Here is a 12,818-nt window from a genome sequence, read left to right on the forward strand (position 1 = left end):
GGGGTTTTCGCGGGTTGGCCGCGAGGGGGTCTGAAGGTTTTGTGCAGGGGGGTGCGAGGCGGTGCCGAGTGGTTCTCCAGCGGTATTCGAGAACCACCCGGAAAACGGAACCGGAACGATGTTGTCCGAGGCGGTAAACCGCTCGCCCTTCCGGCCTGCCGCCGCGTCCGGTCGCCACGGGTTCAGGCGTCGCCTGCCCGGCGGTCGCACTGCCGGGCGGACTTGAAATCTCCTGGAGGAATCGTCCACGAAGGCCTGTGGTGAGCGGGCTGAATCCTGCATTCCGTAAGGCGCGCGGACTAGCATGCCGGGAAATCGCCGCGTATTCCGGTGCGGAGGGCGGGGTGGAGTCCGTCTGTGATGTTGCCGCCGGAAATGATTCCGCTTCCGAATGCCTGTCAGGAGGTGCAGGTTGTCTCTGGTCGAGCAGGTGCGGCTTCCCTGATCGCCTGCCGGCACAGTCCTGCCGACCGTCTCAGCTGCTCGCGGCCTGATTCCTCGGCTCCCCGTCGTTCCCTTTGCCTGGCGGTGCGCCGAGAACGCTGTGTGCCTGTGTGCCTGTGTTTCGGGTGGTTTTCGTTTGTCATCGCTGACGTAGTTTCGGGAGGTTGTCGTGTCTGAGTTCGCCGAGTCGCCCGCTGCTGGTGCCGCCGCTGCCGGCGGTGGGGTGGGGGGTACGGGCGTCTGGTTGGTCGGGGCGCGTGGGTCGGTTGCCACGACGGTGGTCGCGGGCTGTGCCGGGCTGGTGGCGGGGTTGTATCCGGCGACGGGGTTGGTCACGGAGACCGAGGAGTTCGCCGCGGCGGGACTGCCCGAGTTGTCGTCCTTGGTGTTCGGTGGGCATGACACGGTGGACTGGCCGTTGGTCAAGCGTGCCGAGGTGCTGGCGGAGCAGGGCGTTCTGCCGTACGGGCTGGTGCGGGCGGTGCGCCGTGAACTCGCCGTGGCTGACGGGGAGATCCGGCCGGGAGGGCCGGTGGCGGGTGACGGCCGCAGTGACGAAGAGCTGATAGCGGCGTTCGCCGCGGACATCGGGGGTTTCACCCGGCGCGGTGGGCTGGCGCGGACGGTGGTGGTCAATGTCGCTTCCACCGAGCCGGTCGCGGTTGAGGGCGGGCGGCTGCCGGCGAGTTCGCTGTATGCCGCGGCGGCGTTGCGGGCGGGTTGTGCGTATGTGAACTTCACTCCCTCGGCGGGGGTGGGGCATCCGGCGCTGGAGGAGTCGCGCGCGCGGGCGGACGTGCCGTGGGCGGGCCGGGACGGCAAGACAGGGCAGACCCTGTTGCGGGCGGTGCTGGCGCCGATGTTCCGTCAGCGTGCTCTGGCTGTGCGGGCCTGGTCCGGGACGAATCTGCTGGGCGGGGGCGACGGGGCGGCTCTGGCCGATCCGGCGGCGGCCGCCGCGAAGAACGCGGGCAAGAACCGGGTCCTCGAGGACAACCTGGGTGCGCTGCCCGAGGGCGAGGTGCACATCGACGAGGTGCCCGCACTGGGGGAGTGGAAGACGGCCTGGGACCATGTGGCGTTCGAGGGGTTCCTCGGCTCGCGGATGGTGCTCCAGACGATCTGGCAGGGCTGTGACTCGGCGTTGGCCGCACCGCTCGTACTCGATCTGGCCCGGCTGGCGGCCCGCGCGCACGAGGCGGGGATCGCCGGCGGCCTTGCGGAGCTGGGTTTCTATTTCAAGGATCCCGACGGCGGCTCTGCGGCGCTGGCCGAGCAGTACGACGCCCTGGTCGCCTTCGCCGCGCGGCTGGCGGGCGGCCGGTGAGCGAGCTGCGCGACTGGGCCGAACTGCTGCGGGTCTCGGCGCTGTTCACCGTTCCGGGGGACGTACTGGCGGGGGCTGCGGCGAGCGGCCGGCGTCCGGGTGCCGCCACCGCTCTGGCGGCCGGCGCTTCGCTGTGCCTGTACGAGGCGGGAATGGCGCTCAACGACTGGGCCGACCGCGACGAGGACGCCGCCGAGCGTCCTCACCGACCCGTTCCCTCGGGCCGTATCGCTCCCGGGCAGGCGCTGGCGGCGGCCGCCGTACTCACGGGCGCGGGCCTGGGGCTGGGTTTCGCCGCGGGCCGGCCCGCGGCACTCTGCACCACCGCTCTCGCGGGCATCGTGTGGGCCTACGACCTGCGGCTGAAGCACACCGCGGCGGGCCCGGCGGCGATGGCCGCGGCCCGTGGCCTGGACCTGCTCCTGGGCGCGGTGGCCACCGCGGGCCCGAGCAAAGCCGGCCCGAGCAAAGCCGGCCCGAGCAAAGCCGGCCCGGGCAAAGCCGGGCAGCGCCTGTCAGCGGGGCAGCCTCCGGCAGCCGAGCGGCCTCTGGCAGGCGGTCTGGCAGGCGCCCTGGCCGGTCTGTCCGTAGGTGCTCAGGCAGAGACCGCGGTGACCGACCCGGCGGGTGGTGCCGCCGGAGCGGTGCGGCGGGCGCTGTTGCCCGCTGCCGTGCTCGGTGCCCACACCTATGCGCTCACCACCGTCTCGCGTGCCGAGACGCGGGGCGGTGCGCGGGGCGGGCCGCTCGCCGCGCTCGGTGTGACGGCCGTCCTCGGCGCCCTGGTCGGCACCGGTGGGCACGCCGGCCCGGCCGCTCTGTGGCGCCGGAGCGGGCGGGCCGCCGCACCCGGCGTGCCCGGTGCGCCCGATGCACTCGGCGTGCCGGGCGGGCTTGGCCGGGCTGTGCTGGCCGGTGGCTATGTGGTCACGGCTGGACGGCCGTTGGTGCACGCCGTGCTCAACCCGTCGCCGCCGCTGACCCAGCGGGCCGTGGGCGGCGGTATCCGTGCCTTGATCCCACTCCAGGCGGCCCTCGCGGCGCGCTCCGGGGCGCCTGTAACCGCCGCACTGCTGGCCGCGCTTGTGCCTGCGGCGCGCCGGCTCGCGGGGAGGGTGAGCCCCACATGAGTGTCCGTCTGGGCTACGGCACGAACGGCCTGAGCGATCTGCGGCTCGATGACGCCCTGGGCGTACTGGCCGAACTCGGCTACGACGGCGTCGGGCTGACGTTGGACCACATGCACCTCGACCCGGTGGGACCCGGCCTGGCCGGGCGCGTCGCGCGGGTCGCCGACCGGCTCGGTGCGCTCGGCCTGTCCGTCACCGTGGAGACCGGCGCCCGCTATGTCCTCGACCCGCGTCGCAAGCATGGTCCCACCCTGCTGGACGCGGAGCCCGAGGGCCGGGCGGCGCGGACCGCGCTGCTGGTCACCGCCGTGCAGGTGGCCGCGGACCTCGGCGCTCACGCGGTGCACTGCTTCAGCGGTGTCCGTCCCGCGGGCACGGGTGAGGACGCCGCCTGGGATCTGCTCGGCGCTTCTCTGACCCCGGTCCTGGACGCCGCGGCGCGGGCGGGAGTTCCGCTGGCCATCGAGCCGGAGCCCGGTCACCTCCTGGAGACACTCGCCGGTTTCCACCGGCTGCGCGGGCAGCTGGGCGACCATCCGCTGCTCGGTCTCACGCTCGACATCGGCCACTGCCAGTGCCTGGAGCCACAGGCGCCGGCGGACTGTGTCACCGCCGCGGGGCCCTGGCTGCGGCACGTGCAGATCGAGGACATGCGCCGCGGCGTCCACGAACACCTGCCCTTCGGCGACGGCGAGATCGACTTCCCGCCCGTCCTCGCCGCGCTGGAGGCCACCGGATACCAGGGGCTGACCGTGGTCGAACTGCCCCGCCACTCCCACGCCGGCCCCGAACTCGCCCGCTCCTCCATGGCGTTCCTCCGTGCACAGCTCACCGCCCTCACGACCAGAGCCCCTGCCGCCGTCCCGACCTCCACCGGACCGACGCCCGCCGCGCCCCCTGCCGTCGGCGCCGCCCCGGCACTCGGCGCCGTCGGCCCAACTCCTGCCCAGCCCCGTGCTGTCGGCCGGACCATCGACGCACCGCCCGGCTCGCCCGCTGCCCCGCCGGACACGTCCGCTGCCGCGCCCGGCTCGTCCGCTGCCGCGCCCGGCTCGTCCGCTGCCGCGCCCGGCTCGTCCGCTGCCGCGCCCGGCTCGTCCGCTGCCGCGCCCGACACGTCCGCTGCCGCGCCCGGCTCGTCCGCTGCCGCGCCCGGCTCGTCCGCTGCCGCGCCCGACACGTCCGCTGCCGCGCCCGGCTCGTCCGCAGCCCCGCCCGGCTCGTCCGCCGCGCAGCCGTCCGCCGCGCCGACGCCCGCCGCGCGTCCGACCGTGGGCGCGGGTGCTGCCCCCGGTCCGGCCTCGGCCGCGCCCGCCACCGTCTCCCCGCCGCCGTCCGCGTAAGGAACCCGCATGTCGGTCACCCGAGAGGAACTGTCCGCCCGTCTCGGCTCCGAGGCCACCGCCTGGCTCGATGCCGCACTCGCCGACGCACGCGCCGCAGCGCCCCCCGGCCAGGACATGGCCGTGCCTCCCGCGAGGGATACCGTGCCCCCCGGCCAGGACATGGCCGTGCCTCCCGCGAGGGATATCGCGCCCCCCGGCCAGGACACGGCCGTGCCTCCCGCGAGGGATACCGCGCCCCCCGAAGCCCAGGCGGCCGAGCCCCTCGCAGGGAACGCCGTGCCTCCCGCCCGGGACGACACGGCCCGCCGGGGCATGCCCGCGTGGGAGCTGCGGTTCGCCGCGGCCGGCCGGGTGTGTGCCGGCCCGGAGGCGGCGGAGGCGGCCCGGGTGCTGCTGCTGCGCACCGCCCGTCCCGACGCGGCCGCCGTGGCCCGCCTCTACGACCACGGCAGCGGCGCCGAACGCCGCGCCGTGCTGCTCGCCCTGCCCCACCTGCCCCTCACACCCGGCCAGGGCGTGGCGCTGGTCGAGGACGCGCTGCGCGCCAACGACACCCGGCTCGTGGCGGCGGCCGTCGGCCCCTATGCCGCCGCGCACCTGCCCGCCCACGCCTGGCGGCACGCCGTCCTGAAATGCCTGTTCACCCAGGTACCGCTGGCCGCGGTCGCCGGGCTCGCCGACCGCGCCCGCGGTGACGGCGAACTCGCCCGCATGCTGGTCGACTTCGCCGCGGAGCGCACCGCCGCGGCCCGGCCCGTCCCCGACGACCTGCACCACGTCCTCGCTCTCGCCCTCGACCTCGCCGCCAAGGAAGCCTGATGCGCATCTTCGATCCGCACATCCACATGACCTCGCGCACCACTGACGACTACCGGGCGATGTACGCGGCCGGGGTGCGCGCCGTGGTCGAACCCTCCTTCTGGCTCGGCCAGCCGCGCACCTCACCGGAGAGCTTCCTGGACTACTTCGACGCGCTGCTGGGCTTCGAACCCTTCCGCGCCGCCCAGTACGGCATCGCCCACCACTGCACCATCGCCCTGAACCCCAAGGAGGCCAACGACCCGCGCTGCCTGCCCGTACTCGAGGAGTTGCCGCGCTACCTCCTCAAGGACGGTGTCGTCGCGGTCGGCGAGATCGGCTACGACTCGATGACGCCGGCCGAGGACACCGCCCTGGCCGCCCAGCTCCAACTGGCCGCCGACCACGCCCTGCCGGCCCTGGTGCACACCCCGCACCGTGACAAGCTCGCCGGGCTGCGTCGCACGCTGGACGTCGTGGCCGAATCCGAGCTGCCCGTCGAGCGGGTCCTGCTCGACCACCTCAACGAGACGACCGTGAAGGAGGCGAAGGCCGCCGGCTGCTGGCTGGGTTTCTCCGTCTACCCCGACACCAAGATGGACGAGCACCGCATGGTCGCCGTCCTGAAGGAGTACGGACTCGACCAGGTGCTGGTCAACTCCGCCGCGGACTGGGGCAACAGCGACCCGCTGAAGACCCGTCGGGTCGGCGACGCGATGCTCGCCGCGGGCTTCGGCGAGGACGACGTGGACCAGGTGCTGTGGCGCAACCCCGTGGCGTTCTACGGGCTCAGCGGCCGCCTCGTCCTCGAGCCCGCCACACCCGCGGCACTGCACGAGGGCAACTCCCTGCTGCGCGGCGGAGAGTGACCCGTGCGCTTCAGCCACCCCGACGGCTCGACCGTCCGCCTCGCGTACTGCACCAACGTCCACCCCGCCGAAACCCTCGACGGGGTCATCGCCCAGCTCGGCGCCCACTGTGAACCCGTCCGCCGCCGTCTGGGCGTCGAACGCCTGGGCATAGGACTGTGGTTGGCCCGCGACGCGGTGGACGCCCTCACCGCGGACGCGAGCGCACCGGGCAGGCTGCGCACCGAACTCGACCGACGCGGCCTGGAAGTGGTCACCCTCAACGGCTTCCCCTACGAGGGCTTCGGCGCCGAAGAAGTCAAGTACCGGGTCTACCGGCCCGACTGGAGCGACCCGGAGCGGCTCGAGTACACCACCGACCTCGCCCGGCTGCTGGCCGCCCTGCTGCCCGACGACGTCACCGAGGGCACCATCTCCACCCTTCCGCTGGCCTGGCGCACCGGCTACGACGAAAGCGCCGCACACCGCGCTCACGGCGCGCTGAACGAACTCGCCCGCCGCCTGGACGACCTGTACGAAGCCACCGGGCGCCAGATCCGCATCGCCCTGGAACCGGAACCGGGCTGCGTGGTGGAGTCCACCGCCGACGCGCTCGCCCCGCTCGCGGCCCTGCCCGCCCACCGCATCGGCCTGTGCCTGGACACCTGCCACCTCGCCACCGGCTTCGAGGAGCCCGTCGGCGCGCTGGCCGCTCTGGGCAGGGCCGGCATCACGGTGTTCAAGGCCCAGTTGTCCGCGGCCCTGCACGCCGGCGACCCCCGTGACCCGGCCGTGCGCGCGGCGCTCGCCGCCTTCGACGAACCGCGCTTCCTGCACCAGACCCGGGCCCGCGTCGACGGGACCCTGCACGGCACCGACGACCTGGGCCAGGCCCTGACCGGGGGCGCGCTGCCGGACACCGTGCCCTGGCGCGCCCACTTCCACGTCCCCCTGCACGCACCCCCCGCCCCACCGCTGACGTCCACCCTGGACGTGCTGCGCGACACCCTGAGCGTCCTGGTCGGCGGCCCGCACCCGCGCACCCGCCACCTCGAGGTCGAGACGTACACCTGGCAGGCCCTGCCCGTCCGCTCCCGCCCCGCCACCGACGCCGCCCTCGCCGACGGCATCGCCGCCGAACTCCGTCTCGCGGCCGACCTGCTGGCCGACCTCGGACTCAAGGAGCAGAAGTGACCACCCGCCCCACGCCCCTGCTCGTCCTGGACGTGGTGGGCCTGACCCCCGCGCTCCTGGAGCACATGCCCCGTCTCAAGGCGCTGGCCGGCCGCGGTTCGCAGGCCGAGCTGGGCACGGTCCTGCCGGCCGTCACCTGTGCGGCGCAGTCCACGTTCCTGACCGGCACGCTCCCGGCGGAGCACGGCATCGTGGGCAACGGCTGGTATTTCCGTGAGCTCGGCGACGTACTGCTGTGGCGGCAGCACAACGGTCTCGTGGCCGGTGACAAGCTGTGGGACGCCGCCCGTCGGGCGTATCCCGGGTACACGGTGGCCAACGTCTGCTGGTGGTACGCCATGGGCGCGGACACCGACTACACCGTCACCCCCCGTCCGATCTACTACTCCGACGGCCGCAAGGAACCCGACTGCTACACCCGCCCCGCGGCCCTGCACGACGAACTCACCGAGGAACTCGGCACCTTCCCCCTCTTCCACTTCTGGGGACCGGGCGCGGACCTGGTCTCCAGCCGCTGGATCATCGACGCGGCCCGCCACCTGAACCGCACCCGCCATCCCGACCTGACCCTGTGCTACGTACCCCACCTGGACTACGACCTCCAGCGCTTCGGCCCCCGCGATCCGCGCTCACTGAAGGCCGCCGCCGACCTCGACACCGAACTGGCCCCGCTGCTGGAGGAAGCGGCGGCGGAGGGCCGTACGGTCGTGGTGCTGTCCGAGTACGGCATCGGCGAGGTGAGCAGGCCCGTCGACATCAACCGCGCCCTGCGCCGCGCGGACCTGCTCGAGGTGCACACCCAGGACGGCATGGAGTACCTCGACCCGATGGCGTCCCGTGCCTTCGCGGTCGCCGACCACCAGCTCGCCCACGTCTACGTACGCCGTCCCGAGGACCTGCCCGGCGTGCGCGAGGTGCTGGAGGAACTGCCCGGCATCGAGCTGCTCCTCGACGACGAGGGGAAGAAGAGGCACGGCCTCGACCACCCGCGCTCCGGCGAACTCGTCGCCGTGGCGGAGCCCGATGCCTGGTTCACGTACTACTACTGGCTCGACGACGCCCGCGCGCCCGACTTCGCGCAGCTGGTGGAGATCCACCGCAAGCCCGGATACGACCCGGCCGAGCTGTTCATGGATCCCCTGGACCCGTACGTGAAGGTCAAGGCGGCGGGTGCGCTGGCCCGCAAGAAGCTGGGCCTGCGGTACCGGATGGCGGTGGTCCCGCTGGATCCCTCCCCGGTGCGGGGGAGTCACGGCAGGCTTCCGCAGCGCGCCGAGGAGGGGCCTGTCCTGCTGTGCTCACGCCCCGGTGAGGTCGCCGGCCCTCTCGCCGCCACGGAGGTCAAGGCGTTGCTGCTGCGGCTGGCGGGCATCGCCTGACAGCGTGAGCCCGGATCCACCTCCGCAAGGCCGGCGGATCCGGATGCATCGCCGTTTCCGGTCCGGTGCCGTGCCTCCGCGGCCGGCGCGCCACGGCCGGGAGCGGCCTACGTCGCGAAGGTCCGACGGCGTTCCCGCGTCGCGGACAACTCCGCGGCGGCCTGGCGGGCACTTTCGGCGAGATGGGGTGAGCCCCACGCGAGGGCGGTGCGTTCGGCCAGGGCGTAGTTCTCGGCCGCGGCCTGCTCCTCGTCGCGGAGCCGGTACAGGTCGGCGAGGGCGTGGGCGAGCGGACGGGTCGCGTAGACCGCGCCGGCCGCGCCGGCCAGTTGGCACCGCAGGGGCAGCAGGTGCTCGATCAGTGCGGAGGCGGCGGCCTGGTCGTGGTGGAGGACGGCGAGCTGGGAGCGGAAGTCGAGTTCCACGCCGTAGAGGTGGTCGGTGACGGGTGCCGCGGGGAAGCTCACGGCGTGCGCCTCGTCGAGCCTGCCGAGGCGGGCCAGGACGAGAGCGAGCGCCACCCCGACGGGGGCGCCGACGGTGTCGTACACGCCGCGCATCACCGGCTCGATCTCGGCCGTCCGGCCCTGGGCGAGCCGGATGGTGGTCAGTCCCAGCGTGCGCAGGCCCTGGGCATGGTGTGCCCCGACACGCTGCAACAGGACGTCGGCCTCGGCGTACGAGGACTCCGCCTCCTCGAAACGGCCCGCGACACTCGCCAGCATGGCCGAGGTCGCGGCGTTGATGCCCTGCGCCCACACCATCCGGTAGCGGTGCGCGAGCACCAGGCCCCGCGCGTTGTGCCGGCGCACCGCGGCCGGATCGTTGAGGGTGGCGGCGGTCATGGCGTCGAGGTTCTGGCAGACCCAGCGGTAGGCGGGCAGATCGTGCGTGCGGGCGAGCTCGCGCAGCTCGGCGACCAGGGGAGTCCGTGCGTCGTGCCGTGCCTCGTGCGGAAGCAGCTTGGCCGATGTCATCAACGCGGCCGCCAGCAGCCGCGGTTCGCCGTTCGCGCGGGCGAGCCGCAGCTGCGTGCGCGCCGCCTCCAGAGCCCGGGGCGGGTCCTCGGCCGCCACCGCGTCGACGAGGGCCTGCAGCACACCCGCGCGGGCGGGATCGTCCAGGCCCGGATCGGACGCCAGCTCCTCGAGACGGGCCAGCAGCGCGGGATCGTACGAGCCTCCCAGCCTGCTGTGCCACGGGGAGGGTTCGATCCAGGCCCCGAAGACCGCCGCGACCAGGTCGCCCCGGTCGGCCTGCTCGGCCAGTTCCACCGCCCGCTGCCGGGTACGCCGGGCCGCGTCCGTCGAGCCTCCCCGGACCTGGGCGCCTAGCAGCCGCACCAACAGGGCGACGGCACGGTCGGGTTGCGCGTCCAGGCCACCCGAGGCGGTGCTGTGCACCTCGATCGCCTGCTGGATCAGCCCCACGGCGATGTCGTGGGCGTAGCGCCGCTCGGCGACCTCGGCCGCCCGCAGCGCGTAGCGGACGGCCAGGGGCGCGTCCGCCGGGCTGCCCGCATGCGTGAAGTGGTGTGCCAGGGCGGCGAAGTCGTCGGGGCGATGGCGGCGCAGTACCCGGGCGATGCGCGCGTGCAGGCGTGAACGCCGTACGCCGGACAGGTCGGTGTACACGGTGTCGCGGACCAGGGTGTGCACGAACCGGACACGGCCGGGTCCGGGCGCGGTCAGCAGATCCGCGGCCAGAGCGGCGTCGAGCCCCTCCAGCATCTCGTCCTCGGTCGCGTCGGTCGCGTCGAGCAGGAGGGCCACATCGGCCTCCAGGCCTACGGCGGCGGTCAGTTGCACAGCGGACCGGGCCGCGGCGGGCAGCAGGGCCAGGCGTCTGCGCAGGACGTCGCGGACGCCCTGGGGGACTTCGGAGACCGCGACCAGGGCGCCCTCGCTCGCCAGCAGACGGGCGCTCTCCAGGACGTAGAACGGATTGCCGCCGGTACGTTCGGCGAGCGCCGTCACCGTCGCCGCGTCCACGGACTCGCCGCAGACGGTGTCGACCATGGTGGCGACGTCCCGCGGCGACAGGCCGCGGAGCGCGATCCGGTGCGGGGCGCCGGGGGCAAGGTGGGCGAGCGTCTTGACCAGGTGCTCACCGACCTCGGCCGGACGGTAGCTGGCCACGGTGAGCAGGGGCACGTCGGTGACCGCGGCCGCCGCTTCGAGCAGGGCGAGCGTCTCACTGTCGGCACGGTGCAGATCCTCAAGGACGACGGCCAGCGGCGACTCGGCGGCCGCGGCCCGCAGCCAGGCGGCGAGCGCGCGGTGCATCCGGAAGCGTCCCGCGGTCGCCTCGTCCGGGCTCGTGGCGGCCGCACTCTCCGGCTTGCGCAGCAGAGCCGCCAGTTCGTCGGGCCGCGCCGGCGCCAGATCGCGGGCGAGCGCGCCGAGCGCCTCCACCCATGCCCAGGCGGGCGGCGCACCCTCGTACTCCGGGCAGTGCCCGATCACCACCCGCCAGCCGCCGGACCGCAGTCGGTCCTCGAGCCGGCCGAGCAGGGCGGACTTTCCCGCCCCCGCCTCGCCGGTGACCAGCACCACGCCGCCACCCCGCCGAGCGGCCCGCGCGGCGGCGTCCACGGCGCGCAGTTCACCGCTCCTGCCGACGAACAGGTCCCGCCCGGGCCGAGGCGGTTCGGCGACGGCGAGGTCCGGCTCGGTCACGGCCGGCGGCGCGGGGGCCAGCACGGGCGCAGGAAGGGCGCGAAAGGGCCCCGGCACGGACGCGCGCAGCACGTCGAGCCGCTGGGCGAGCACGGCGTGCTCCAGCTCCGCCAGCCCCGGGCCGGGATCGCAGCCGAGTTCCTCACGCAGCGCCCTCGCGGCCCGCCGCAGCGAGGAGAGCGCGTCGGCCTGCCGGCCGCAGCCCCAGTGGGCGAGGGCGAGCAGCCGCCAGCCCTCCTCCCGCAACGGGCTTTCCCTGACGAGGCGTTCGGCCGCCAGAGCCGCCTCGGACACCCGCCCGGTACGGAGCTCGGCCGCGACGGCGAGTTCGCGGGCCTCCGTACGCAACTCGGTCAGGCGGGCCACCTCCGACGCCGCCCACCCCTCGTCCGCGTGCTCCGCGAAGGCCGGCCCCTGCCACCACCCGAGCGCCTCGGCGAGCAGCCCTCGGGCCTCCTCGGCCGGGGCACGACGGGCCCGGTTCACCCGGTCCTCGAACCGCCAGGCGTCCACCGCGTGCCGGGGCAGCCGCAGCGCGTACCCCGGGGGAGCGGTGACCAGCACGGTCGCCGGGGCACGCGCGGGCCGCCCCGGCTCGAGCGATCGGCGCAGGTTCGACACATAGGCGTGCAGAGACACCGTGGCCTTCGCCGGCGGCGCTCCCCGCCACAGCTCCTCCGCCATCCGGTCGACCGGCACGACGCTGCCGCGGGCGGCGATCAGCAGCGACAGGACGGCCCGCTGCCGCGGAGCACCCAGTTCGACCGGTCTACCCCCGACATCGGCGCCCAGCGAACCCAGGACTCGAATGCGTAGCACGGCGCGCGAATCTACCCGAGTGGCTGGTCCGGCCCGTCAACAGACGATAAACGTGATGCTCACCAGCCCCAGGTGGCGCGCCAAGCAGGCGCCAAGAGGGCGCCAAGAAGGAGGCGGAACCCTGGGAGGCTGTTGCCGATACCTGATCGTTGGAGCCAGCAAGCGTGTCCCCCGACAGCACCATTGACGAACTTCCCACAACAGGGCGTCCGTACACCCACGAGATGATCGTGGTCCACCGGATCTTCCGCCGCGAGTCGGCGCTTCTTCCCCGGCTGGTGCGCGCCGTGCCCGACGGCGGGACGGCACGCGCGACGAAGGTCGCGGGACACCTGCGCGAATACCTCGCAGGTCTGCACAGCCACCATTCCCTCGAGGACGAGCTCATCTGGCCGCTGCTGCGCGAGCGCGCCGCGGACGACGAACTCGTCGTCCGCATGGAGGAGCAGCACCAGCGAATCGACAAGAGCCTGGCGGCCGTCACCGAGTGGATACCCGCATGGGAAGGAGGGGCCGACCACATCGCCGGAGAGGAACTGGCGCTGGCCCTGGACGAGCATCGCACCGCGCTGCTCGAACACCTCGACGACGAGGAGCGGTTGGTTCTTCCGCTGATCGCCGAGCACCTGACGGTCGCCGAATGGGACGTGGTCGGACGGCGCGGGCTGGAGCGGATTCCCAGGGACAAGCTCCTGCTCGCCCTCGGCGCGATCCTCGAGGAGGCCACGCCACCGGAGCGCGCCTACTTCCTCGGCAGGGCCCCGCTGATCGGCCGCCTGCTGTGGAGGTCCGTCGGCCGGCGCCAGTACGCCACCGCCTGCCGCGCCATGCGCGCCCCCCTGGGCGGGGAGTAGG

At 74.0% G+C, this 12,818-nt stretch carries 8 protein-coding genes and 1 pseudogene; 8 read left to right on the top strand and 1 reads right to left on the bottom strand.

Annotated elements, in window-relative coordinates; genetic code table 11:
- Positions 1-667: 667 nt before the first annotated feature.
- The 7 genes and pseudogenes from ACFWBD_RS37125 to ACFWBD_RS37155 all read left to right on the top strand — a co-directional run bounded on the left by ACFWBD_RS37125 (position 668) and on the right by ACFWBD_RS37155 (position 8,466).
- On the top strand, positions 668-1,771 hold the full coding sequence (locus ACFWBD_RS37125) for an inositol-3-phosphate synthase (RefSeq protein ID WP_385677221.1): 1,104 nt from the start codon (positions 668-670) through the stop codon (positions 1,769-1,771).
- Entirely contained in the window at positions 1,768-2,901 is a 1,134-nt protein-coding gene (locus ACFWBD_RS37130) for an SCO3242 family prenyltransferase (RefSeq protein ID WP_385677141.1), read from the top strand. Before ACFWBD_RS37125 ends, ACFWBD_RS37130 begins: the two co-directional genes overlap by 4 nt.
- Positions 2,898-3,755, top strand: a pseudogene (locus ACFWBD_RS37135) (sugar phosphate isomerase/epimerase family protein); the annotation flags it as partial. The gene ACFWBD_RS37130 and the pseudogene ACFWBD_RS37135, both read left to right, overlap by 4 nt.
- Positions 3,756-4,406: 651 nt before the next feature.
- Positions 4,407-5,066, top strand: a complete 660-nt coding sequence (locus tag ACFWBD_RS37140) for an EboA domain-containing protein (protein ID WP_385677224.1) — start codon at positions 4,407-4,409, stop codon at positions 5,064-5,066.
- Positions 5,066-5,914 (top strand): TatD family hydrolase, encoded by an 849-nt coding sequence (locus ACFWBD_RS37145; RefSeq protein WP_385677144.1) that lies wholly within the window; start codon positions 5,066-5,068, stop codon positions 5,912-5,914. The genes ACFWBD_RS37140 and ACFWBD_RS37145 overlap by 1 nt, the downstream gene beginning before the upstream one ends.
- 3 nt (positions 5,915-5,917) lie before the next feature.
- Positions 5,918-7,087, top strand: a complete 1,170-nt coding sequence (gene eboE / locus ACFWBD_RS37150) for a metabolite traffic protein EboE (protein ID WP_385677147.1) — start codon at positions 5,918-5,920, stop codon at positions 7,085-7,087.
- Positions 7,084-8,466, top strand: a complete 1,383-nt coding sequence (locus ACFWBD_RS37155; RefSeq protein WP_385677150.1) for an alkaline phosphatase family protein — start codon at positions 7,084-7,086, stop codon at positions 8,464-8,466. Before eboE ends, ACFWBD_RS37155 begins: the two co-directional genes overlap by 4 nt.
- Before the next feature lie 107 nt (positions 8,467-8,573).
- Here the strand turns inward: ACFWBD_RS37155 and ACFWBD_RS37160 are convergent, their stop codons facing one another.
- Positions 8,574-11,963 carry a BTAD domain-containing putative transcriptional regulator gene (locus ACFWBD_RS37160; RefSeq protein WP_385677153.1) on the bottom strand — a complete coding sequence of 1,130 codons (3,390 nt, stop codon included), beginning with the start codon at positions 11,961-11,963 and terminating at the stop codon, positions 8,574-8,576.
- A 224-nt stretch (positions 11,964-12,187) separates the two neighbouring features.
- Between ACFWBD_RS37160 and ACFWBD_RS37165 the strand changes: the two genes are divergently transcribed.
- Positions 12,188-12,817, top strand: a complete 630-nt coding sequence (locus ACFWBD_RS37165; RefSeq protein ID WP_385677156.1) for a hemerythrin domain-containing protein — start codon at positions 12,188-12,190, stop codon at positions 12,815-12,817.
- Position 12,818: the final 1 nt, after the last annotated feature.

The organism is Streptomyces sp. NPDC060002 (assembly GCF_042737245.1).
In the GTDB taxonomy this organism is placed as follows: domain Bacteria; phylum Actinomycetota; class Actinomycetes; order Streptomycetales; family Streptomycetaceae; genus Streptomyces.

Excerpts from the sequence above, each read along its gene's own strand:
- ACFWBD_RS37140 (WP_385677224.1), top strand. The coding sequence starts at position 4,407 with ATGGCCGTGCCTCCCGCGAGGGATATCGCGCCCCCCGGCCAGGACACG.
- ACFWBD_RS37145 (WP_385677144.1), top strand. The coding sequence starts at position 5,066 with ATGCGCATCTTCGATCCGCACATCCACATGACCTCGCGCACCACTGAC.
- ACFWBD_RS37165 (WP_385677156.1), top strand. The coding sequence starts at position 12,188 with ATGATCGTGGTCCACCGGATCTTCCGCCGCGAGTCGGCGCTTCTTCCC.